General features: G+C 38.9%; 22 protein-coding genes. 7 read left to right on the top strand and 15 right to left on the bottom strand.

All coding sequences use genetic code 11. The annotated features are described in order from the left end of the window. The first annotated feature begins 215 nt into the window (after nucleotides 1-215). On the top strand, nucleotides 216-1622 hold the full coding sequence (lpdA, locus tag HPC41_RS09235) for a dihydrolipoyl dehydrogenase (protein WP_172393731.1): 1407 nt from the start codon (nucleotides 216-218) through the stop codon (nucleotides 1620-1622). A gap of 67 nt (nucleotides 1623-1689) precedes the next feature. Then, entirely contained in the window at nucleotides 1690-2094 is a 405-nt protein-coding gene (locus HPC41_RS09230) for an acyl-CoA thioesterase (RefSeq protein WP_108635943.1), read from the top strand. Nucleotides 2095-2256: 162 nt separating this feature from the next. Here HPC41_RS09230 and HPC41_RS09225 read toward each other — a convergent pair whose 3' ends face one another. Continuing rightward, complete coding sequence (locus HPC41_RS09225) at nucleotides 2257-2556, bottom strand: DUF3817 domain-containing protein (RefSeq protein ID WP_246250524.1); 300 nt, start codon at nucleotides 2554-2556, stop codon at nucleotides 2257-2259. Nucleotides 2557-2800: 244 nt separating this feature from the next. On the opposite strand from HPC41_RS09225, the gene lpdA (HPC41_RS09220) reads away from it, so the two are divergent. Further along, nucleotides 2801-4189 (top strand): dihydrolipoyl dehydrogenase, encoded by a 1389-nt coding sequence (gene lpdA, locus HPC41_RS09220; protein WP_172393813.1) that lies wholly within the window; start codon nucleotides 2801-2803, stop codon nucleotides 4187-4189. A gap of 70 nt (nucleotides 4190-4259) precedes the next feature. On the opposite strand, the gene HPC41_RS09215 is transcribed toward lpdA (HPC41_RS09220), so the two are convergent. The 4 genes from HPC41_RS09215 to HPC41_RS09200 form a co-directional block, all read right to left on the bottom strand. After that, nucleotides 4260-5264, bottom strand: coding sequence for a LacI family DNA-binding transcriptional regulator (locus HPC41_RS09215; protein ID WP_172393730.1), 1005 nt, complete (start codon nucleotides 5262-5264; stop codon nucleotides 4260-4262). A gap of 134 nt (nucleotides 5265-5398) precedes the next feature. Continuing rightward, complete coding sequence (locus tag HPC41_RS09210) at nucleotides 5399-5929, bottom strand: HAD family hydrolase (RefSeq protein ID WP_172393729.1); 531 nt, start codon at nucleotides 5927-5929, stop codon at nucleotides 5399-5401. A 74-nt stretch (nucleotides 5930-6003) separates the two neighbouring features. After that, nucleotides 6004-6483 (bottom strand): hypothetical protein, encoded by a 480-nt coding sequence (locus tag HPC41_RS09205; protein ID WP_172393728.1) that lies wholly within the window; start codon nucleotides 6481-6483, stop codon nucleotides 6004-6006. A 78-nt stretch (nucleotides 6484-6561) separates the two neighbouring features. Next, nucleotides 6562-7212 carry an ABC transporter ATP-binding protein gene (locus HPC41_RS09200; protein WP_172393812.1) on the bottom strand — a complete coding sequence of 217 codons (651 nt, stop codon included), beginning with the start codon at nucleotides 7210-7212 and terminating at the stop codon, nucleotides 6562-6564. A gap of 172 nt (nucleotides 7213-7384) precedes the next feature. Here HPC41_RS09200 and sucC point away from each other — a divergent pair, with 172 nt between their 5' ends. From sucC to HPC41_RS09185, 3 genes are all read left to right on the top strand, one after another. Continuing rightward, nucleotides 7385-8578 carry an ADP-forming succinate--CoA ligase subunit beta gene (gene sucC, locus HPC41_RS09195; protein ID WP_172393727.1) on the top strand — a complete coding sequence of 398 codons (1194 nt, stop codon included), beginning with the start codon at nucleotides 7385-7387 and terminating at the stop codon, nucleotides 8576-8578. Nucleotides 8579-8827: 249 nt separating this feature from the next. Beyond that, entirely contained in the window at nucleotides 8828-10273 is a 1446-nt protein-coding gene (gene asnS / locus HPC41_RS09190) for an asparagine--tRNA ligase (RefSeq protein WP_172393726.1), read from the top strand. A gap of 164 nt (nucleotides 10274-10437) precedes the next feature. Further along, entirely contained in the window at nucleotides 10438-11058 is a 621-nt protein-coding gene (locus tag HPC41_RS09185; protein ID WP_172393725.1) for an L-threonylcarbamoyladenylate synthase, read from the top strand. 637 nt (nucleotides 11059-11695) lie between these two features. Here the strand turns inward: HPC41_RS09185 and HPC41_RS09180 are convergent. The 6 genes from HPC41_RS09180 to tilS form a co-directional block, all read right to left on the bottom strand. Further along, nucleotides 11696-12109, bottom strand: a complete 414-nt coding sequence (locus HPC41_RS09180) for a cyclic nucleotide-binding domain-containing protein (protein WP_172393724.1) — start codon at nucleotides 12107-12109, stop codon at nucleotides 11696-11698. Between the two features lie 31 nt (nucleotides 12110-12140). Continuing rightward, on the bottom strand, nucleotides 12141-12470 hold the full coding sequence (locus HPC41_RS09175; protein ID WP_077437878.1) for a DciA family protein: 330 nt from the start codon (nucleotides 12468-12470) through the stop codon (nucleotides 12141-12143). Continuing rightward, nucleotides 12463-13566, bottom strand: a complete 1104-nt coding sequence (recF, locus tag HPC41_RS09170) for a DNA replication/repair protein RecF (RefSeq protein ID WP_172393723.1) — start codon at nucleotides 13564-13566, stop codon at nucleotides 12463-12465. The genes HPC41_RS09175 and recF overlap by 8 nt, the downstream gene beginning before the upstream one ends. Before the next feature lie 33 nt (nucleotides 13567-13599). Then, entirely contained in the window at nucleotides 13600-13920 is a 321-nt protein-coding gene (locus HPC41_RS09165; protein WP_172393722.1) for a DUF4834 family protein, read from the bottom strand. Between the two features lie 89 nt (nucleotides 13921-14009). Then, nucleotides 14010-14504, bottom strand: a complete 495-nt coding sequence (locus HPC41_RS09160; protein ID WP_172393721.1) for a hypothetical protein — start codon at nucleotides 14502-14504, stop codon at nucleotides 14010-14012. A gap of 34 nt (nucleotides 14505-14538) precedes the next feature. Continuing rightward, complete coding sequence (gene tilS, locus HPC41_RS09155; RefSeq protein ID WP_343043805.1) at nucleotides 14539-15912, bottom strand: tRNA lysidine(34) synthetase TilS; 1374 nt, start codon at nucleotides 15910-15912, stop codon at nucleotides 14539-14541. Between the two features lie 57 nt (nucleotides 15913-15969). Between tilS and HPC41_RS09150 the strand changes: the two genes are divergently transcribed. Beyond that, nucleotides 15970-18474 (top strand): OstA-like protein, encoded by a 2505-nt coding sequence (locus tag HPC41_RS09150; RefSeq protein WP_343043804.1) that lies wholly within the window; start codon nucleotides 15970-15972, stop codon nucleotides 18472-18474. A 32-nt stretch (nucleotides 18475-18506) separates the two neighbouring features. On the opposite strand, the gene HPC41_RS09145 is transcribed toward HPC41_RS09150, so the two are convergent. The 4 genes from HPC41_RS09145 to HPC41_RS09130 form a co-directional block, all read right to left on the bottom strand. Then, a complete protein-coding gene (locus HPC41_RS09145; RefSeq protein ID WP_172393720.1) occupies nucleotides 18507-19082 on the bottom strand; it encodes a non-canonical purine NTP diphosphatase in 576 nt (191 codons plus the stop codon). Between the two features lie 87 nt (nucleotides 19083-19169). Then, nucleotides 19170-19817 carry a hypothetical protein gene (locus tag HPC41_RS25340; RefSeq protein WP_246250518.1) on the bottom strand — a complete coding sequence of 216 codons (648 nt, stop codon included), beginning with the start codon at nucleotides 19815-19817 and terminating at the stop codon, nucleotides 19170-19172. Nucleotides 19818-19940: 123 nt separating this feature from the next. Further along, the gene (locus HPC41_RS09135; protein ID WP_046674101.1) at nucleotides 19941-20921 is read right to left on the bottom strand and encodes a deoxyhypusine synthase family protein; all 981 of its coding nucleotides are present in this window, start codon (nucleotides 20919-20921) and stop codon (nucleotides 19941-19943) included. Between the two features lie 255 nt (nucleotides 20922-21176). After that, nucleotides 21177-22274, bottom strand: coding sequence for a mandelate racemase/muconate lactonizing enzyme family protein (locus tag HPC41_RS09130; protein WP_172393719.1), 1098 nt, complete (start codon nucleotides 22272-22274; stop codon nucleotides 21177-21179). Nucleotides 22275-22453: the final 179 nt, after the last annotated feature.

The raw sequence follows: 22453 nt of genomic DNA, 5'->3' as shown, positions 1-22453 counted from the left end.
TTTAAACCGTTATAGCATTTGTTTTCGCAGATGCCATCTTTCCAAACCGAGGTTTGCTCATATAAATTATCGAAATTGGATTTTTAAGTAGTAAGGTCTGCTCCATTTATCAAAAAAATGTAAAGTAAACCTATTCGGGTATAAATCGTAAGTTTTGATTTCCTATCCCATTAATAATCACTAAATTTGTACTACTAAAAATTAAAACGTAATCAATGCAATACGACGTAATTGTAATCGGAAGTGGTCCAGGCGGATATGTTGGAGCTATCCGTTGCGCCCAATTAGGATTAAAAACAGCTGTTATTGAAAAATATAGCACATTTGGTGGTACTTGTCTTAACGTTGGATGTATTCCTTCAAAAGCGCTTTTAGATTCATCGGAGCATTACCATAATGCTGCTCATAATTTTGATGCCTTTGGCATTAGTTTAAAGGATCTAAAGGTAGATATGGCAAAGATGATTGCTCGTAAAGACGATGTCATTGCTCAAAATACTGCCGGTATTACTTTCTTATTTAAGAAAAATAAAATAGACAGTTTCCAAGGTGTTGGTTCATTCGTAGACAAAAACACGATCAAAATAACAAAAGCAGATGGTTCAACAGAACAAATTACTGCTAAAAATGTAATTATTGCAACAGGGTCAAAACCGACTTCTTTACCATTCTTACCTGTTGACAAAAAAAGAATCATCACTTCCACTGAAGCCCTTAACTTAAAAGAGATCCCTAAACACCTTATTGTTATCGGTGGTGGTGTCATTGGCCTAGAACTAGGCTCGGTATATGCCCGTTTAGGCTCAAAAGTTTCTGTTGTTGAGTTTGCAAAATCTATCATTGGAACGATGGATGGTGGCTTAGGAAAAGAACTGCAACGTGTTTTGAAAAAATCACTGGGCATGGAGTTCTATTTAGGCCATAAAGTAACGGGGGCAACCTCAAAAGGCAAAACCGTAAAAGTTACAGCAGAAGATCCAAAGGGGCAAGAAATTACATTGGACGGCGATTATTGTATCGTTGCTGTAGGGCGCACAGCTTATTCTGAAGGTTTAGGCTTGGAGAATATCGGTATCACGTTAGAAGAAAGAGGAAAAAAAATACCAGTAAACGCTCACTTAGAAACTCCGGTTCAAGGTGTATTTGCGATTGGTGATGTGATCACTGGTGCAATGTTAGCACACAAAGCCGAAGATGAAGGAGTGTATGTCGCTGAATATATTGCTGGGCAGAAACCGCACATCGACTACAATTTAATTCCTGGTGTTGTGTACACGTGGCCTGAAGTGGCTTCCGTTGGAAAAACAGAAGAGCAACTTAAAGAGGCTGGCGTAAAATATAAAGCTGGATCATTCTCATTTAAAGCTTCTGGCCGTGCGAAAGCCTCAGGTGATACAGATGGTTTCGTAAAAGTATTGGCTGACGCAACAACAGATGAAGTATTAGGCGTGCATATGATCGGTCCGCGTGCAGCAGACATGATCGGCGAAGCTACAGTCGCTATGGAATACCGTGCTTCTGCAGAAGATATCGCACGTATTTGCCATGCTCACCCAACCTATACTGAAGCTATTAGAGAAGCTGCATTAGCAGCAACTGCAAATAGAGCAATACACGCTTAAGCGTTAAATAGCATACACCAAAGGGGAAAAGGAAACTTTTCCCCTTTGTCATAACTACCTATATAAAATGAATTTTTACACAAGAAAATGGGTCAAACCCGAAGATCTTAATCCGAACGGAACATTATTCGGCGGGACACTTTTGCGTTGGATAGATGAAGAAGCTGTCATTTATGCGATTGTACAATTGGGCAACCCAAAGGTCGTTACCAAGTTTATATCTGAAATTAATTTTGTAAATTCTGCCAAACAGGGAGATATTTTAGAATTAGGTATAGAGGCAACTAATTTTGGAAGAACATCATTGACAATGCGTTGTGAGGTCCGAAATAAAATCTCAAAGAAAACAATCCTATCCATCGACAAACTGGTATTTGTCAATTTAGATGAGGATGGAAACCCCGTCCCACATGGAAAAGATAGCATAACCTATGCTTACATGGGAATCGAGAAAACAGGAAGAGATGATTAACCATCTCACCTGTTCCTAGTTTTATTGAAGCATATTTTTATAAACCGCTACCCGGAAATTTACGCACACAAATTATCGGGCACTTTTGCTGTATTCTAACTTCGTACCCCCCTAAGCCTAACGATTTTAAGATCTCAATATTAATATCTCAAATCCAAATGATTAAGATTTCTGTCTTTTTCCTTCGATTTCCTTCTTTAAATCTAATTCTACCCAAAATCCAAGGATGGGAATCAAGGACGCTAAAAAATACTTTATCGCTTTCAGAATAGGCCATTTATATTCGACAGTAGACATGATGAGCATCACGACAAATATAACGACAAAAAAGCCATGAATGGATCCAGCAATCTTCACTGCCTCGGGTATTCCGGCAAAATATTTCAGGGGCATTGCAATAAAAAACAAGCAGATTGTGGAAATAGCCTCCCACAGCGCAATTTGTCTAAATATTCTTAACATAATGATAAACTGTGTATTGTGAACATCAAAAATAACACTCTAAACACGGTTGCCCCATTATTTTTCGTCCTTTTACCGACACGTGACATTAGGCTATATACAATGACATTGTTTTATCAAAAACCGCCAATTTTACAATAAATAGTTCATATTCATCAGAAAAAATACGTACTTTTGAATGAATATAAGGTTCAATACCTTGGTATTTGAAGCTATAACACTCAACTACAGAATATTTATTTATATGAATTACGACATCATTGTAATCGGTAGTGGTCCAGGCGGGTATGTTGCTGCCATTAGAGCCGCTCAGTTAGGGTTCAAAACAGCGATTATTGAACGCGAATCATTAGGCGGAATTTGTCTAAACTGGGGCTGTATCCCTACAAAAGCATTATTAAAAAGTGCTCAAGTATTTGAATATTTAAATCATGCCACGGATTACGGCATCAATGTTCAAGGTGGTGAGGCTGATTTCGAAGCTATCGTCAAAAGAAGTCGCGGCGTAGCTGATGGCATGAGTAAAGGTATCCAGTTCTTGATGAAAAAGAATAAAATTGATGTCATCAATGGAACTGCAAAAATTAAAAAAGGTGGCAAGATTGATGTGAAAGGTGCTGACGGTTCTACCAAAGAATATGCCGCTAAACACACCATCCTTGCAACGGGTGCACGTTCACGTGAATTACCTAACTTGCCGCAAGATGGCAAAAAGATCATTGGCTACCGCCAAGCGATGACATTACCTAAGCAACCAAAATCATTAGTTGTTGTCGGTTCGGGAGCTATCGGTGTTGAATTTGCCTATTTCTATAACGCAATTGGAACAAAAGTGACTATCGTTGAATTTATGGATAGAATTGTTCCTGTTGAAGATGAAGAAATTTCAAAACAACTGGAAAAAAGCTTAAAGAAACAAGGAATCAATATTCTTACCAAATCAGAGGTTCAATCCGTTGACACTGCTGGAGAATTGAGCAAGGTTTCCATCAAAACTGAAAAAGGTATTGAAGTAATCGAAGCAGAGGTTGTATTGTCTGCTGTAGGTATTGCTCCTAACATCGAAAATATCGGTTTGGAAGAAGTTGGTGTAAAAACTGACCGTGGCCGTGTTGTAGTTGACGATTTCTACAAAACAAATATTGAAGGTGTTTATGCTATCGGTGATATCGTAAAGGGCCAAGCTTTGGCTCACGTTGCTTCAGCAGAGGGTATTACCTGTGTCGAAAAAATCAAAGGTCTTCACGTAGAACCTATTGATTACAACAATATCCCGGGATGTACTTATTGTTCTCCAGAGATTGCTTCGGTAGGTTATACTGAAAAAGCAGCAAAAGAGGCTGGCTATGAAGTTAAAGTAGGTAAATTCCCATTCTCAGCTTCAGGAAAAGCTTCTGCTGCTGGCGCAAAAGATGGCTTTGTAAAAGTGATCTTCGATGCGAAATATGGTGAATTCCTAGGGGCTCATCTGATTGGAGCGAATGTTACTGAAATGATTGCTGAAGTTGTTGTTGCCCGTAAATTGGAAACAACAGGACATGAGATGATCAAAACAATCCATCCGCACCCAACGATGAGTGAGGCAATCATGGAAGCATGTGCTGATGCGTATGGTGAAGTCATTCACTTATAAAATTGCTTAGCAACCATAAAAAAGAAGGGCAAATCAAATGATTTGCCCTTCTTTTTTTATTTCGAATAAACTACATCACCAATCTAGATTTAAAGACAATTTGTTGATCTGCTATTTCCGAATTCTCAATCCGTTCAAATAAAATTTCGGCTGCCTTACGCGCCTGCATACCCGGAAACTGTTCTATACGTCCCATCGGTGGATTTTCCATATACTGCCAAAGAGGATAATTCGCATAACTAATGAAAAAGATATCCTGATTTAAAACCAGTCCCTTATTCCGCGCCGCTTTCATCAAATCCAGCGTAACAAAGTCATTAAAAGAAATAATAGCTGAAGGACGTTCGGACATAGCAAAAATACTTTCCATCGCTCTTTCATTTCCTTCTGTGCTCAGATCGGTTTCAATAATATTTTTATCTAGAATATCCATGCCATTTCTTTTCATCGCAGACAAATAGGCTATTTTTCTGTCCTCACTTGCAGGCAAAGTCCTTGGTCCATTGACTAAAGCAATTACCTTGTGCCCACGGGCGACAAAAGCATCGACAGCCTCATTCATTCCTGTCGATAAATCGCTTTGGACTTTATTGATATTAGGCAAACTAGGAACACAATCAAAAAAGACAACCGGTATTCCCGACGACTCCAATTTTTCTATAAACTCTAAATTTGTAGTCTTCTTCCCGATTGACATCAAGATGCCATCTACGCGATGGTTTTTAAATGTTTTCAAAATCCGTTCTTCCCGATCTGGATCATCCAATGACTGCCCCATTAAAACAGTGTATTGCTGTGCCGAAGCGACATTTTCTATCTCACTGATCGCGAAGGAAAAGAATGGTTCCGATAGACTGGGTAGGATAACAGCAATGGTAAATGTCTTGCGTTGTTTAAAAAAAATCGCTGTTTGGTTGGGTTCGTAATTTAATTCTTCGGCCATTTTTTTGACACGCATCGTTGTTACCAATCCAATACTTGGATGATCATTCAATGCTCTTGACACCGTGGAAGGGCTGATTTTCAGCTTCTTGGCAATTTCCTTAATCGTGGCAGGCTTGTTCACTTTATTCATAAATCCAAGGGCTTTATATAAAAATAGGGCTTTTATATCCCCAATCATAATTTTTTTTCAACAATGTTTGTTCACTATATATTCAGATTCACAAAACCTTGTTGGTAGATCGTACAAAGATAGTCACTGTAAATTTAGTCCACAAATTGAATCGCTGTGGTCTCTACCGCAAATTCCTCGGCTAGAAACGAAATAGGATCGATTTGTCGAAAAGCTAGTTCGTCATGAAAATAAATTTTTATGCGATTGCTAAACTCTCCCCACTCCATAAACTTTACTTTGTTCAATTGTTCCAGCGGATTCCCCTTTGTCAGGACACAGATGTATTTATTTGCTGTATCTAATTGCGAAAATAGTTTCTCGATATGGTCAAAAAGATGCAACTTCAGGGGCAATACAGCATTCACATGCAATCGCTCAAAATGCTCTTTATACTTCATATCAAATCCAAACACTGCTTGTGCATGTTCAAATAAAGACTCCTCCCCCTGATTTTCCAAATGGTTTTTCATGAAGTTGACCAAATCGCTTTGCGGCGGAAATGTCTCTGTAAATTCAATAAAGTTGGCAAAGAGATAATAAACTTGGAGCAAGTAGTCTTTTTTTGGAAAAAGAACATCATCCAATTCAAAGACATACACTTTTTTTTCTTCTGGAAACATCATCACAATAGATCTTTTAAATTAAAAATACATTGCACAGGCTATGCCCAACGCGCTGCAAAGTGCGTAGGCTTATTTTATTTCGACACACAGACCAAAGCAAAATCCTCTTCAGAATCCGACTTGATCATGAGTCCGTCCAATGTACGCTCATGTACATCATCTCCTAATAAATCATTGCCTTTTGAAAGCAAAACATAGGGAAGGTCAGCAGGAGGATTTTCAATGACAGGAAAAGAGTCAAGAATATCTTTATCCGGAACAAGCACAGCTATCTGATACTCATCAAATAACACTTTCGCTTCGGCCAACGCTTCCAGTTCAAAGCCACCCAAAGGCAGCACATAGTCCACTTGTTGGTCCAAGCTCAATTTGAGTACCTCGTGTGCAAAGGTAGGTAGCAATCCATTGGGGATAGATACATAATTCCCCGATTTTAAAAGTAACTCCGGAATCTCTTCCGAACTAGCGTACAAAACCTCAAAATTACCTGCAAGTTTTTTAGCAATACGCATCGCTAGTGGTCTAGTTCCGAAGGTTATTAATATTTTCTTCATCAAAATAATATGTTATTCATAGGCAAAGAGCCCTTAATGATTCGCCCGCTCAATGAACTTTGTTGACTTCGATCATGATTATACAACCAATCCATCCCGCATATGAATTGTCCGGTCCGAAATACGGGCCAATTCTTCATTATGAGTTACAATGATAAATGTTTGTTGAAATTTAGTTCTAAGATCAAAAAACAGCTGATGTAAGGCTGCCGCATTTTCTGAATCCAAATTTCCAGAAGGCTCATCTGCCAAAATGATAGAAGGATCATTCATTAGGGCTCGGGCAACAGAAACACGTTGTTGCTCCCCCCCTGACATCTCAGCAGGTTTGTGGTCAATACGATGAGAGACTCCAAGTAATTCCAATAATTCCTTTGCTTTCGTCTCCGCTTCAGCCCGCCCCTGCCCATGGATAAATGCAGGGATACATACGTTTTCCAATGCCGTAAATTCAGGCAACAAGTGATGGAACTGGAAAACGAAACCAATATGTTCATTTCGAAAAGCACTCAACTTTTTAGCGCTCAGCTTGTGGATATCAACACCATCAATAAATATCGAACCTTGATCGGGTTTGTCCAATGTTCCAATGATATGTAAAAGTGTACTTTTACCGGCGCCCGAGGCGCCGACAATACTCACAATTTCACCTTTTTCCACAGTTATGTCAACGCCTTTTAAGATGGGCAACGTCCCATAAGCTTTGTGAATTCCTTTGGCTTGTAACATCATAGGGCAAAGATAAATAAATTTACGATATCACACCTTTGAATAAATAAGCAGTTATTTCTCTATTTCAGCCATTTTATTTTTCACAAATGTCAAAAAATAGACAAAAGAGCAATTTATCCCTTGTCTTATCCCTTAAAAAAACATATTTTTACGCCAAATATTTTTGCAAATGAACATTCACGAATATCAAGGAAAACAAATACTAAAGAGCTTTGGTGTGCGCGTACAGGAAGGTATCGTAGCAGATACTCCAGAGCAAGCTGTGGAAGCGGCTAAAAAAATGAAAGAAGACTACAATTCCGACTGGGTTGTTGTCAAAGCTCAAATTCACGCTGGTGGCCGTGGTAAAGGTGGTGGTGTCAAGTTAGCTAAGAACTTAGATGAAGTCAAACAAAGAGCAACTGACATCATTGGTATGCAATTAGTAACGCCTCAAACTGGACCTGAAGGTAAAAAAGTAAACAAAGTTTTGGTCGCTCAAGACGTTTACTATCCAGGTGAAAGCGAAACAAAAGAATTCTACATGTCTGTCTTATTGGACCGTGCTACAGGACGTAACATCGTGATGTACTCTACAGAAGGTGGTATGGACATTGAAGAAGTTGCAGAAAAAACACCGCACTTGATTTTCAAAGAAGAAATCGATCCAAAAGTAGGTATACAAGGATTCCAAGCACGTAAAATTGCTTTCAATCTAGGTCTTTCTGGTGCTGCACACAAAGAAATGGTAAAATTTGTTGCTGCACTTTACAAAGCATATGATTCTACTGATTCTTCTATGTTCGAGATCAATCCAGTATTAAAAACTTCTGACGACAAGATTTTAGCCGTTGACGCTAAAGTAAATCTTGATGAGAACGCTTTATACCGTCATCCAGATTACGCTGCTATGCGCGATGTAACCGAAGAAGATCCTACGGAAGTTGAAGCTGGCGAATCAAACCTTAACTATGTTAAACTTGATGGTAACGTAGGTTGTATGGTGAATGGTGCCGGTCTAGCAATGGCGACAATGGATATCATTAAATTAGCTGGTGGAGAGCCTGCAAACTTCTTAGATGTTGGTGGTACCGCAAATGCTGAAACAGTAAAAGCTGGTTTCAATATCATTTTGAAAGATCCGAATGTAAAAGCTATTTTGATCAATATCTTTGGTGGTATTGTTCGTTGTGACCGTGTAGCACAAGGTGTAATTGATGCTTACAGTGAAATTGGTAATATTCCTGTTCCTATCATCGTACGTCTTCAAGGTACAAATGCCGAAGAAGCGAAAAAATTAATCGATGAGTCAGGTCTGCAAGTTTATTCTGCGATCTTATTGAAAGAAGCTGCTGAATTAGTAACCAAAGTATTGAAAGGATAATTCCTTCAATCCTCATAAAGCTTAAAAGCGGATCAACTGAGTTGATCCGCTTTTTTTTGCCCTAAAGACAGTTGGCTCTTCTTGGATCTGACCTAAATATGAGTGCTGAAAAATTAAGTTTAAAAGCTGATTGATCCTTCATTCAGCGAATTAAATCAACATTTATACCCAATAAACCAACAGAATAGCTTATTTTTGTATTGCTTTTTTAACAAAGCATCTTTTACAAGTCATTCTCCAAAAATTAAGATGGAACACACAAGAATAAAGGAACTATTGAATGCCACAGAATTTGGCAAAGAGGTCGTTGTTAAAGGTTGGGTAAGAACTTTCCGTAACAATCAATTTATAGCAATTAATGACGGTTCGTCAATCAATAATATTCAAGCAGTAGTCGATTTTGAAAATACACCTGAAGACATCCTAAAGCGTATCACTACCGGAGCAGCAGTACGTGTAAAAGGTCAATTGATAGAATCATTGGGTAAGGGACAAAAAGTAGAAGTTAAAGCAACTGAGGTAAATATTATAGGGGATTCAGATCCCGAAAAATATCCTTTACAACCAAAGAAGCACAGCTTAGAATTTTTACGTGAAATTGCACACTTGCGTTTCCGTACCGGGACATTCAATGCCGTATTCAAAGTACGTAATGCCTTATCGTTTGCCGTACATAAATTTTTCCAGGAAAATGATTTCGTGTACATGCATACACCGATTATCACAGGTTCCGATGCAGAAGGTGCCGGCGAAATGTTTCAGGTGACTACGCTGGATCTAAACAATCCACCGCGTAAAGAAAACGGGGAAATTGATTTTAAAGAGGATTTCTTTGGAAAATCGACAAATCTTACTGTATCTGGCCAATTAGAAGGCGAACTAGGCGCAATGGCCTTTGGAAACATCTACACTTTTGGACCAACATTTAGGGCTGAAAACTCAAATACAACTCGTCACTTAGCTGAATTCTGGATGATTGAACCAGAAATGGCTTTCTATGAGCTAGAAGACAATATGGACCTCGCTGAAGCCTTGTTGAAATACGTGATAAAATACGCTTTGGAAACTTGTCCTGAGGAAATCGAGTTTTTGAAAAACCGTCTGTTGGAAGAAGAGAAATCAAAACCTGCAGCAGAACGTTCTGAGTTAAATTTGGTTGAAAAGTTAAACTTCGTCTTAGCGAATAATTTCGAGCGTGTAACTTATACAGACGCTGTTGAAATACTAAAACGCAGTAAGCCAAATCAAAAGAAACAATTTAAGTATTTAATTGATGATTGGGGAGCTGATTTACAATCTGAGCACGAACGTTATTTGGTCGAGAAACACTTCAAGAAACCTGTTATCTTAACCGATTACCCAAGAGAGATCAAGTCTTTCTACATGAAACAGAACGAGCCTGATGCTCAGGGGCGTAATACGGTACGTGCCATGGATATACTTTTCCCGGGTATTGGCGAGATGGTCGGCGGCTCACAACGTGAGGAGAATCTGGATCGCCTATTGGCGCGCATGGCAGAAGTAGGCATACCAGCTGAAGAAATGGAATGGTTCTTGGATACCCGCCGTTTTGGTACTGTACCACATTCGGGATTTGGTGTAGGTTTTGAGCGCTTGGTCTTGTTCACTACCGGAATGACCAATATCCGCGATGTAATACCGTTCCCCCGCACTCCGAAAAACGCAGAATTTTAATATAAAGAACAACAGCCAAAACAAAATATTTTGGCTGTTGTTCTTTTAGAAAGATACGTATCTGAATAATAGTTTTGAACCCTAAAGATGGTAAGTGCCCCGTTCGGGGGTTCCTAGGTTAAAAGCTATGATTTTCATATGCAATAATAAATATACTACTCAATATGCTTATCAAGATATATAACGATAATCCCAATCCAAAAGCCATCGCACAGGCCGTGGACGTCCTTCGACGTGGCGGCGTAATCATTTACCCTACAGATACCGTCTATGGTATTGGTTGTGATATAACACAGCAAAAAGCAATTGAACGAGTCTGTGAAATAAGAGGTTTAAAACCGGATAAAGCCAATCTATCCTTTATCTGCTATGACCTGACTGACATTTCCCAGTACACAAAATCTTTTGACACCGCCGTGTTTCGTGTCCTTAAGAAAGCATTGCCAGGACCATTTACTTTCATCTTTAATGCCACCACCAAAGTTCCTAAATTACTAAGCTCGAAGAAAAAAACTGTGGGTATCCGCGTGCCGGACAATAACATTGTTCGGGAAATTGTCAAACAATTGGGTAATCCAATTGTGACAACTTCCATTCACGATGAAGACGAAATTATCGAATACTCAACTGATCCCGAATTGATCTATGAAAAATATCAGGATCTAGTCGATGCAGTTATTGACGGCGGTTACGGAGATAATGTTGCTTCGACTGTAGTAGATCTGACAGAGGGAACTTTTGAGGTCATTCGTGAAGGAAAAGGGGATCTAGCGCAATACCTATAATAGTCCTACGTCCCAAATGACGACCTAATCCATCAACAAACATTTTATTAACAAATATCAGCCCCAATTGATTGTTGATAAACTGTGCATAAGATTGACTTTTCGGAACCACAATTTCAATTTATTAACAATAACAGCCACTTATTAACATCAAAAATGTTAATAAGTGGAATACCTTTACCTACCAGTACACTATAAATGTGAACAACATAACGTTTACTAACATTAAAATGTGAATAACATAATAAGACAAATCTAAAAATCAACCTAAAATGTGTAAAACTACGGTGTTATCAACATAAAAATGTTTATAACACCTCCAAACATATCAATAGATTAAAAATCGATGTGTATAACCCTTCCAAATTCACATCTTAATGTTGAAAGTTATGTCCAATTTCTACACGTTTTTTTATTGCCACATTCCGCGATCGGGCTCTATTCTGCCATTTAATAGCCCGGATATTTACATCCAACAGATTGGCGATTCCACTAGTAATCCCTCCTTCTTGTGTTGAATGCCGTATGATACAAGCGCAGGCACACTACACAACCATTCCGACGTGACTTGCTAATGGATATAAAACAAAACTAGGATAAGTGAGAGATTGCTCTTGACTTTTATCAAGAACTTATTTTAGCGCGGATACGACTGAGCGTTTCGGGACTCATCCCCAAGGCCGAAGCAATATATTGGAGTGGTATTTAAATTTGTTCCACTCAACGACCTCATCTTCCATCTTTTTGTAATCTGATTTGGATAATCGGTACATATAACAATTACTGATACATTGAAAACTCCATGTAGAAGGAATGTCGAAATAAAAGAAGCGAGGTCTGTTACGAAATGATTAGCCGTACCAATCCATTGTGTAAATTCACCTTTTCTACTCCAGCCGTATTGACGGATTAAACCAGACTCAATAACAAATAAATTGGACGAGTAATCTCCGGCTTTGATGAGATAGTTACCCCGCTTGAATTCAACTTGTTCGAAACTTGCAAACAGTTTTTGCCAGAGAAGTTTCGGGAAGAGGAAATAGGTTTTCAAGCAATTGGTTAAACATACTTAGGAAAGCGCGTTACAAGATCACGACTTCTTCAATGATGACGTGTCCAACATATTCATTTACCCTTCCAAGGATCTGTCGACGCATTAATGCCAGTTCATTTTTAATGACTGCAGATTCTACACGTACAAACAATTTTTTGTCACGCACATAAAGCTGTTGTGTTCGGTTGGCAATTGCCTTGCCAATCAATTGGGGCCATACCGAAGCGATCGAGGTCTCATCAAATTTTCGACGTAGCTTATACGCTTCGAGGAGACGTTCTACCCCCTGCTTAATGGTCATATCATCACTTGACCGAATAAATTCCAGGCTCTTTTTCGTTGGTTGCTTCTTATACATTCACTTGTCCTCCTTCGATACCAAATATACGAACAGGGCGATTGATTTCGTCAAAGATTCGCTGAATTCTTTTTGAGTCCGTATCCGTTAGAAAAATCTGTCCAAAATCATCATCAGAGACCATCTGCATTAATTTATGCGTACGACGATCGTCCAGTTTATCGAAGATATCATCCAGTAGAAGTAAGGGTTTAAATCCTTTTTTTTGCTGCAAATAGGAATATTGAGCAAGTTTCAGCGCAATAAGAAAAGATTTCTGCTGCCCCTGAGAACCAAACTTCTTCAGTGGCATTCCACCATGAATGGTAAATATCAGATCATCTTTATGGATTCCCTGACTCGTGCGTTCCAAGATACGGTCGCGCTCGAGGTTCTTCTCCAGAATATTCAAGAATGAATCCGACATTAAGGGAGATTCATACTGTAACTGCACAGACTCCGCATCTTCGGTCAAAAATTGATAATGTCGATCAAATTCGGGCTGAAACTCTTCCATAAATGATCTTCTTTTGGCGAAGATTATGTTACCGACTTCCTCGAGTTGAAAGTTAAGAATTTCAATTAGGCCCAGATCCAATACACTGGTTTGGCGAGCCTGTTTTAGCAGACTGTTCCGTTGGGTCAGGAACTTGTTATAGATAATTAGGGTATCTAGATACTTATTATCCGTTTGTGAAATAACATTATCCACAAACTTTCGACGTTCTTCACTACCATCCGTGACGATTATGCTGTCATTAGGTGAAATCATCACCAAAGGGAAAAGTCCAATATGATCGGCCAATCGCGGATAATCCTTTTTGTTCTTTTTAAACTGCTTTTTCTGATTTTTTTTTAGGCTACAGGAAATAACATCACTATTCGATTCTTTATCAAACTCCCCCTGTACCATGAACCAATCATTACCTGATTTGATATGTTGTGAATCAATAGGATTAAAATAGCTCTTACAAAGCGATAAGTAGTGGATCGCATCCAAAAGATTGGTTTTGCCAACACCATTATTCCCTGTAAAAGCATTTACGTCAGGAAGAAATTCCAAAGAAGATTCCGAGTAATTCTTAAAATTTAAAACAGAAAGTTGCTTAAGCCACATAGCACAAAGATACGCTATTTGACTGCCAAAAAGTTATTTTATTTCCTCAAAATCGACAAACTCACCCGCTGTTTGTGCCCCTTTACGGTCTGGGGTTTCCTTCGGTGGAATATAATCGACCTGGATTTTACCTTCTGGTTGAGCTCTTTTATTTTCTTGTTGCCCTTTACCGGTAAATTCGTAATAAAAGGTATTACCTTGTCCTTGGCTGCTATATGTTCCCCCTTGTTCTTGCGCTTTTTTCATCAGCTTTTCAGCTGCTTTGCGCATCGCAAACGGTAAAAGTAATTTGAATAAGAACCTTACTACAAAATAAACAGCAAATGTAATAAGTATAAATTTTAAAAATGCCATAGTTAATTCGTTGCTATTATCTCAAATTTAACCAATAACTCCATAAACTGTTGTCTTTAAATTGTCAGATAAGAAATTATTAACAAATTTTAAGACTTTCCCAATTTAGCCTTTGTCTCCATGATTGTACGGTATAGTTCTTCTTGCCGCTGTGTTCCCAGCACATAAGTCAATCCATCTTTGTCTGTTAGAAATACAGCATTTTTACCTCCTGCAAAAAACTTGATCTTTCCTTTGGTATGTAAGTTATAGACCGGATTATTAAAAAAGAATGTACTATAAGGTGCTTTTTCAACCTTCGAAATGGAAGCTAAATCTATTTTTACAACTCGGGTAGACCAAAGACCGCTGATCAGTATATGGTCTTGAAATACTTCAATACGAAATAAGACCATATACATCATTACAATTGATGTTATAATAATCCCTACTCCGACAATGAAAAACAATTGACTGGAAATCAAATGATCCAAATTAAGATAAAATGCTGTAAAGCAGAATAGCACAAGTACCAACCGCACGCTTATCCAAACACGATCACGTCCTAAATATTGATTTTCTGAATAGAATACACCTTCTTTCATTTCTTTTCTAGTATTAAGATAGTAGACTTCCGCCTTAATCACTTTTACAGACTAAAGTAAGGACTTTTTTTGTATTGCCGGTAATCTTATAGCGATTATCCATGCGATAATTGGCTAACCAAAGAATATCACCATTTCCATTCACCACGATAGGAATATTTTCCTTTTCGAACAAACTGATTTTTTTATTGATAAAAAAATCGCTTAGCTTTTTCCGCCCATCCATACCCAATGGGTAGAAGCTATCTCCGATCTTCCATGAGCGAATCGTCAATGGAAAGATGAGGAGATGATAATCGAATTTTGCAATCTCCCTGCTATTGGTAATCGTAAGTTCTGTAGAAACTCCTGCATGGAAACAATATTGTTTCCACTCCACCGTCGATGTTTCAGAGGTAATGATCGCCTCGTCCGATGATATAAATTCCTTTTCTTTGATAAAAAGTTCATTTCTATCCAAAAGCATATGATAGCAATCCGATTGGAAGATACGCCCTGATTCCCGTCCCCAAGCTTGCTGTAAATCACTTAGCACAGCTTTAGAAAAATTAAAACCGGAAAACAGCTCGTACAATAAAGGCAAATTGTTCAAATGTTCTTCCAAATCCTCTTTGCGCACTACCCAACCCTCGCCCGTTGACCGGAAAAGTTTATTCCGGATCGGTTCAACAAATTGTTGTAGCAATTGATAAGATTCCTTAAAGTGTGTAATATTCTGTTCAAAAATCTGTTCAAAATCCGGTTGTAGCTTTTTAAAATGCGGAATTATATCTATTCTTATCTTATTCCGCGCATACTTTGTCGAAAAGTTAGATTGATCATCCCGATAAGCAATGGCATATTCCTGGACATAATATTCAATTTCACTCGCTTTAAGAAATAAAAGCGGCCGAATGATGCGATCTCTTACAGGCAAGATACCTTGAAGCCCTTGCAGACCAGTTCCACGTGAAAGATTTAACAGCACGGTTTCGATGTGATCATTTAGGTGTTGAGCGACAGCAATTCGGTCAAACTGAAGTTCCGCACGAAGTTGTTCGAACCAACGATAACGAAGTTCGCGTGCGGCCATCTGAATGGAAATTTGATTTTCCTTCGCATAGGTCTTGGTATCAAACTGGTTGACAAATATTGGAATCCCATTATCAGCAGCAAATTTTCGGACCAAAGCTTCGTCCAGTTCGGAGTCCTCACCACGCAACTGAAAGTTACAATGCGCAATGGCGATCCTAAAGCCGGCTTTCGCAAATAAATGTGCCATCAGCATCGAATCTTTTCCCCCACTCACTGTAAGCAATATTTTATCATGAGGCATCATCAAATGCTCCTTTTCAATATATCCCTTTAATCTTTCCAGCACATTCATATAAACAAAGTTACGGTATATTTGTCTGAATGATAAATTCACATCTTAAAATTTGTGAAATCCAATAAAGTAGCAATTAAAATCCATATTTTTGCCCTTGTGAGACAATACATTTTTACCCTGATTGTATTTATTTTAACTGGCTTGACGGTCCAAGCGCAGAAACAGGACGAATTAAAGTTACTTTCTTCGTCGCATATTATTACTGGAAAGAACGGTAACGTTGTTTTTTACCGTCCGGTCTATGAGCACGTTGGCTCGACTTTATCGTCTGACAGTGGATATTTACATAATGATAAATTGGGTCGACAATTTTTTGAAGCCTATGGAAATGTAATCATCACCCAACCCGATGGCACACAGATATTTTCCAATAAGCTGCATTATGAAGCAGCGATGCAATTAGCGACATTAACCGGAGCAGTGCGTATGGTCAGTACCAGTGGGTCAATATTGACCACCGACCATCTTGTTTATAATATGCGCAGTAAAATTGGGAATTACTATAGCGGCGGACGTATCCTCTCGGGGAGCGACACGATCACCAGCCAGCGCGCAACCTATTTCGAAAATACCGGCGAATCTTATTTTAACCAAAAAGTTGTCGTTCGGTCAACCAACGTCAAAGTCTATACAGACTCAATGAAATACAATGGCAACACCCGAATAACTGATTTTTACGGCCCTACAAATATGAAGGGAAATAAGGGCGAAAATCTGTATACGGAAAAAGGCCGATATCATATGGCCACCGGCCAAGCCTATTTTTCAAAGAACAATCTTTATACAGAAGGCACCAAATTCCTAAAAGGAGACAGTCTTTTTTATGACAGACAGGTCGGCATCGGTAAAGCCGTCAAAAATGTTGTCTTCGTGGACACCCTTGATAAATTTTATGCATATGGTGGATATGGACTCTATAATGGAAAAAATGAATCCATCACGATGACAGACAAACCCTTGGTAGTTTCAGTGGTAAAAAAGGATTCAACCAAAAAAGATTCGGTCTCCTCGTTCTCACCCGTACAGAAAAAGTCTGAGAAGGAACTAAAAAAAGAAGCAAAGGAATTAAAGAAAGCTGAAAAAGAAGAACAGAAAGACAAGGAAAAAAATAACAATGCAGAGGTTGTTACCGATAAGGATCCTAAGAAGACCGTAGCGGAAAATAAAAATGTCATCGGCAAGGATGAGAAATTAAAAGAAAATTCCGAGATGGACTCTGTTTTTATGACTGCCGATACCCTATTCTCACAGATGATCTTCCGGCGAGATTATATCGCACGGGATTTTAAATTAGACCGAGAAGGGGGAGCCATTGAAGAAGACAATGAGGTCGATTATGGTGATACAGATTCTACGTCCACCGATATAGATTCAACCAATAATTTACCTCAAGCAGCTGATAGCTTAAAAAAAGGTTTAGACAGCCTGCATAAGAAGGAAATCAAGCAACCCGCCCTTGGCAATGAAATCAAAAAATCAGCAGATACCGCCATCACTAAGAGGCAGAATATTGTGAAGAAACAACCGGTGATCGTAGGTGATCAAAATCGGATTGAGATTGAAAAAAACCTGAAAGCCGATAGCGTGTTACGCAAAAAAGCAATCATCCCGAAAGGCGGGGAATCAGATCAGATTATGGGCGCTGCATTAAAAAATGCACAGGAAGGAAAAAGCGATTCTTTGCCCCGAGATACGGCAAAAACAAGAATTCTAAAAGCCTACTATAATGCCCGATTATTCAAATCCGACCTGCAGGCGGTTGCCGATTCCATGTATTATGGGATGCAGGACTCGATGTTTAGGTTGATGGGAAAACCGATGATGTGGGCTGAGAATTCGCAGATATCCGGCGATACGATCTTCTTGCAGGTCAAAAATCAAAAACTGGACAATTCCCTTTTAGTCGGAAATGCATTTATGGTCAACGCTACCAGTGATTCATTAAAATTCAATCAGATCAAAGGCCGAAAAATTACCAGTTTCTTTACCAATAACCGGATGGAACGCCTCTTTGTGGATGGTAATGCTGAAAACATCTTCTATAATATTGATGAGAAAACAAATGTAACGACAGAATTGGTACATGACCGGAGCAGCCGTTTTAAAATTCTAATGGAGGACAATAAACTCAAAGAATACGTTTCCATCCGAAAAGTCGATGGTAAGGTCTATCCTATTGCAGAAGTTACCGCAGATAAAGAGTTTCTGCCGAACTTTACATGGCGCCCCGAAGACCGGCCTAAATCAAAAGAGGATCTATTAAATAGAAAACGTGACCTTTCTAAGTCATCTTTTACCACTCCGACAGAAAAGGAAACGGAGGAAAATGGAAAAATGAAATCCAAACCTAAAGGGGATATGCAGGGCCAGGAAAAGAAAGGAGATAACACGAAAGCCGGAGCTAAAGCTGTTTTGGATAAAACAAGCAGTACGCCTAAAGCAACAGCCTCCGAAGCAACAACGGTTAAGCCGCAAGTAAAAAAAGACATTGGGCCAACAACCGATAAAACAGCTGAAAAACGGGATTCAACGAATTTAAAACCGTCGGCAGTAGCAGCACCAGATAGTACCCAAACGTCCAAAAAGAAAGAGGCAAAATAGTCCAGTCTATCAACTATAACCGCATCTAAGCATTATTTTGTTTTTAGATAAGCCGCAAGTTTGCCGACAGCAATCGCACGATGACTGATCGCGTTTTTTTCTTGGGCGCTCATCTCAGCAAAAGTTGTGTTGTAGCCATCAGGGATAAAAATCGGGTCATAACCAAATCCATCCGCTCCCCTACGCTCTTTAATGATTTGGCCTTCGATACTTCCTTCAAAAAAATGCTGTTGTTCATTCAGGTATAAAGAAATAACGGTTTTGAATCTAGCCGTACGGTTTGGATTATCGCCTAATTTTTCCAGCACAAGATCAATATTCTTTTCCATATCCCTAGAACCCGAATAACGTGCCGAATAAACGCCCGGTTCACCATTTAAAGCATCTATCTCCAATCCTGAATCATCACCAAAACAATAAAGGCCATATTTGTTGACCAAATAGTCTGTTTTTTGCTGGGCGTTTTCTTCAAATGTAATACCTGTTTCAGGAATATCATCTTGGCAATCAATATCGTTCAAACTTTTGATAATAAAAGCGTCCCCTACGATTGCTTGGACTTCGTTCAATTTATGGGCATTATTCGTTGCAAATACAAGTTCTAACATCGTCTTCAAATTTTATTTGGCCAAAAGTAAAAAATCTTATTTAGAAAGATGGCAAGCATACTGATTGGCTCTATAGCTTTTTTGAAATTAAGAAGCTATAAATGTTTTAAATTCGTTCCAAAAGAGCTTCTTTTTATTGGTATCCGCAAACATCTCTTCAAAGCTGAAGGTATTGAATACCGTTGCAATACGCCCTTTCATATACGAATTATGTTCGATTGAAGGAAGCATTAACGAGGCAGGCTCCACACCCAATAAGATAATCTTTGTAGGTTGAAAAAAAGCCATAATCCGCTTAAAATCGTTTGGATTATGTGCATTGGCTAAATTAACCACCGCCACAGTTTCCTTCGTTAACTTTAAAGCACCAATCGTTTTTTCAAATGCTTCACCTGCTGCTGGAGAAAAATAAGGATATTGTTCATAGCGCAAGATAAAAAGTACTCCTTGATCTTTATTACCCTGATAAATAAATTCTCCGCCTAATACTTCAAGTTCATTGATAAGACCATTATTCCTTTCTTCACTGCCAATGGGGCTCGATTCATTGCTTTTGTTTGTAACAGCGGGTTTAGCAGAAAGATCATCTGAAGGAATTCCAACAGCGATATATTCCGTATCCCTCGCTTTGGATACAACCTCCAGCTCGCCCTGAAAGTCAAATCCATTGGTAAAAATCGTTTCATTCATCAAGGCTTGAAGGGCTACCGGATTGTCTGTTGTTAAATTGCTCATCGTTCAAAAAGGAATAGTAGGAAATAAAGATAAACAAGAAAAAAGTAAAAGAAAAGGAGTGAGGAATAAAGAACTTGCCTGAGCCAAATTCTTTGTTCCTCACTCCGCTTTATGTCGAAAAGATTAATGTCCTAAGATATAAGAGAAAATCAAAGGCGCTACGATTGTCGCGTCAGATTCTACGATAAATTTAGGCGTGTCAATATCCAATTTACCCCAAGTGATTTTTTCATTTGGAACCGCTCCAGAGTAAGAACCATAAGAAGTCGTTGAATCAGAAATTTGACAGAAATAAGCCCAGAAAGGTACTTCTTCCCATTCTAAATCCTGATACATCATCGGAACGACACAGATTGGGAAATCACCTGAAATACCACCAGCAATCTGGAAGAAACCCACACCTTTACCAGCCGAATTATTTCGGTACCATTCAGTCAAATAAATCATGTATTCAATACCTGATTTAACAGTGCTCGCTTTTAACTTACCTTTAATCACATTCGAAGCGAAGATATTACCTGTAGTCGAATCTTCCCATCCCGGACATACAATAGGCAAATTTTTCTCAGCAGCAGCAACAATCCATGAATCTTTTGGATCTATTTCATAGTATTGCTCCAATACACCAGAATTAACGACCTGATATAGGAATTCATGTGGCAAGTAACGCTCACCTTTCGCTTCAGCGGCATGCCATACATCTTCAAGATGTTTCTGCAAACGACGGAAAGCTTCTTCTTCTGGAATACAAGTATCTGTTACACGGTTATAGTGGTTATCCAATAATTCTCTTTCTTGTTCCGCTGTCAAATCTCTATAATTCGGGATTCTTTTGTAATGGGAGTGAGCAACGAGGTTCATCACATCTTCTTCCAAATTAGCCCCAGTACAAGAAATAAAGTGTACTTTATCTTGACGGATCATTTCTGCCAAAGAAACACCCAATTCGGCAGTTGACATTGCACCTCCAAGGGAGATCAACATTTTTCCACCATCCAAAAGATGTTCCTCGTAACCTTTTGCAGCATCTACTAATGCCGCTGCGTTAAAGTGACGGTAATTATGCTCAATAAATTGAGAAATAGGTCCTTTTTGAGTACTCATGATATTTTCTAACTTTTATAAAATAATAAGTATCGCAAAGGTACTGAATATTATCTATTTTAGGCTTCCTCTCCCACCAAAACAGCCATTGACTGCTTATTTTTTAACAAATGTAAAAAAATAGGCAATTTACTTCTTCAAAAGCTTGGAGAAGAAGAAATAGGCAGCTACCAAAAAAATCACAATAACAATAAGGACGGCAATCTCCTGACCACCGATGCCCCAGTTCATACTATTCATACGCTTGCACTAAGGTTAAATAACCCACTTTTCACAGTCATTTAAAAATGCCTGGTCGATATCTGCACCGATACCTGGTTCGTCCGAAATATTAATTTTATATCCGTCATATTGAATTCCTCCAACAACAGGATCTTGCAAGTGGCCAACCATACAGGTATCTAGATCAAAAAATTTGACATTTGGGGCTGCATAAGCAAAATGGACTTTAGCGGCCAGCGCCAAGCGAGATTCCAGCATTCCACCAATCATACAGTTAATGCCGTACTCAGCTGCGACCTTATTGATTTTCAAGGCTTCCTGAATACCGCCCGATTTCGAAAACTTAATATTGATATAATCACAGGCATCCGCTTTGCAAAGTCTTTCGGCATCATGATGAGAATAAACTGACTCATCCGCCATAATGGGTACGATCGTTTCTGTACGTAGTTGGGGCAACAATTCATCGTGCCATGTCCGCATAGGCTGTTCACAAAATTGGATTTTAAAAGGCTCTAGACCCTGCAAAGCAATTACAGCCTCTTCATACGACCACCCTTGATTCGCATCGATTCGGATAGGCATCTCAAATCCCACAGTTTTACGAATCGCTCGAATACGTGCCACATCGGTTTTTGGATCCTTTCCCAGTTTGACCTTCAACATAACTGCCCCCTCATCCTGCAAACGTTTTGCCTTCAACACCATCTCTTCCGGAGAAGCGATCCCTAGTGTTATATCCGTGGTTATCTCTCTTTTGGTTCCTTTTAAAAATTGATAAAGAGGTAAACCAGCATGTTTCGCGGCCAAATCATGCAGAGCCATATCAAAGGCAGATTTGATCGTCTTATTACCAGCGATATATAGATCCAGTTCTGCTAGGCGTTCTTCCATTGCCAAAGGATCTTTTTCCTTCCAGATCTTGGCAAAATCACGTGCTAATACCAAACAAGTATCCTGTGTTTCCCCAACGATCATGGGGAATGCAGAGCATTCCCCCACGCCATAGATCGCAGCATCCGTATGGATGCGGATAAACGTATTTTGAGCATAATCCATGGTTCCAGTTGCTATAACAAATGGCTCCATCGGTATACTTAGTCGGTAGATTTCTATTTCAGTAATTTTCATCTTGTTTTCAGTTAAGTCTTAGATGTAACACAACGCTGTGCAATACCTTGCCTAATTTATATATATTATTGTAATCCCACGATCGTTTTTCTATATCTAGCAAAATTTTATCGCCAAATGATGCATTTTTAGCGTATAGAAAAGCATAACAATACCTTTAAACAATAAATGCGATATCC

It is taken from the genome of Sphingobacterium prati, from assembly GCF_013167215.1.
Classification (GTDB): domain Bacteria; phylum Bacteroidota; class Bacteroidia; order Sphingobacteriales; family Sphingobacteriaceae; genus Sphingobacterium; species Sphingobacterium prati.
This window is presented reverse-complemented; position numbering and strand designations above follow the sequence as displayed.

Coding starts and splice junctions, on each gene's coding strand:
- lpdA (WP_172393731.1), top strand. CDS start 216: ATGCAATACGACGTAATTGTAATCGGAAGTGGTCCAGGCGGATATGTT.
- HPC41_RS09230 (WP_108635943.1), top strand. CDS start 1,690: ATGAATTTTTACACAAGAAAATGGGTCAAACCCGAAGATCTTAATCCG.
- HPC41_RS09225 (WP_246250524.1), bottom strand. CDS start 2,556: ATGTTAAGAATATTTAGACAAATTGCGCTGTGGGAGGCTATTTCCACA.
- lpdA (WP_172393813.1), top strand. CDS start 2,801: ATGAATTACGACATCATTGTAATCGGTAGTGGTCCAGGCGGGTATGTT.
- HPC41_RS09215 (WP_172393730.1), bottom strand. CDS start 5,264: ATGAATAAAGTGAACAAGCCTGCCACGATTAAGGAAATTGCCAAGAAG.
- HPC41_RS09210 (WP_172393729.1), bottom strand. CDS start 5,929: ATGATGTTTCCAGAAGAAAAAAAAGTGTATGTCTTTGAATTGGATGAT.
- HPC41_RS09205 (WP_172393728.1), bottom strand. CDS start 6,483: ATGAAGAAAATATTAATAACCTTCGGAACTAGACCACTAGCGATGCGT.
- HPC41_RS09200 (WP_172393812.1), bottom strand. CDS start 7,212: ATGTTACAAGCCAAAGGAATTCACAAAGCTTATGGGACGTTGCCCATC.
- sucC (WP_172393727.1), top strand. CDS start 7,385: ATGAACATTCACGAATATCAAGGAAAACAAATACTAAAGAGCTTTGGT.
- asnS (WP_172393726.1), top strand. CDS start 8,828: ATGGAACACACAAGAATAAAGGAACTATTGAATGCCACAGAATTTGGC.
- HPC41_RS09185 (WP_172393725.1), top strand. CDS start 10,438: ATGCTTATCAAGATATATAACGATAATCCCAATCCAAAAGCCATCGCA.
- HPC41_RS09175 (WP_077437878.1), bottom strand. CDS start 12,470: ATGTATAAGAAGCAACCAACGAAAAAGAGCCTGGAATTTATTCGGTCA.
- recF (WP_172393723.1), bottom strand. CDS start 13,566: ATGTGGCTTAAGCAACTTTCTGTTTTAAATTTTAAGAATTACTCGGAA.
- HPC41_RS09165 (WP_172393722.1), bottom strand. CDS start 13,920: ATGGCATTTTTAAAATTTATACTTATTACATTTGCTGTTTATTTTGTA.
- HPC41_RS09160 (WP_172393721.1), bottom strand. CDS start 14,504: ATGAAAGAAGGTGTATTCTATTCAGAAAATCAATATTTAGGACGTGAT.
- HPC41_RS09145 (WP_172393720.1), bottom strand. CDS start 19,082: ATGTTAGAACTTGTATTTGCAACGAATAATGCCCATAAATTGAACGAA.
- HPC41_RS25340 (WP_246250518.1), bottom strand. CDS start 19,817: ATGAGCAATTTAACAACAGACAATCCGGTAGCCCTTCAAGCCTTGATG.
- HPC41_RS09135 (WP_046674101.1), bottom strand. CDS start 20,921: ATGAGTACTCAAAAAGGACCTATTTCTCAATTTATTGAGCATAATTAC.
- HPC41_RS09130 (WP_172393719.1), bottom strand. CDS start 22,274: ATGAAAATTACTGAAATAGAAATCTACCGACTAAGTATACCGATGGAG.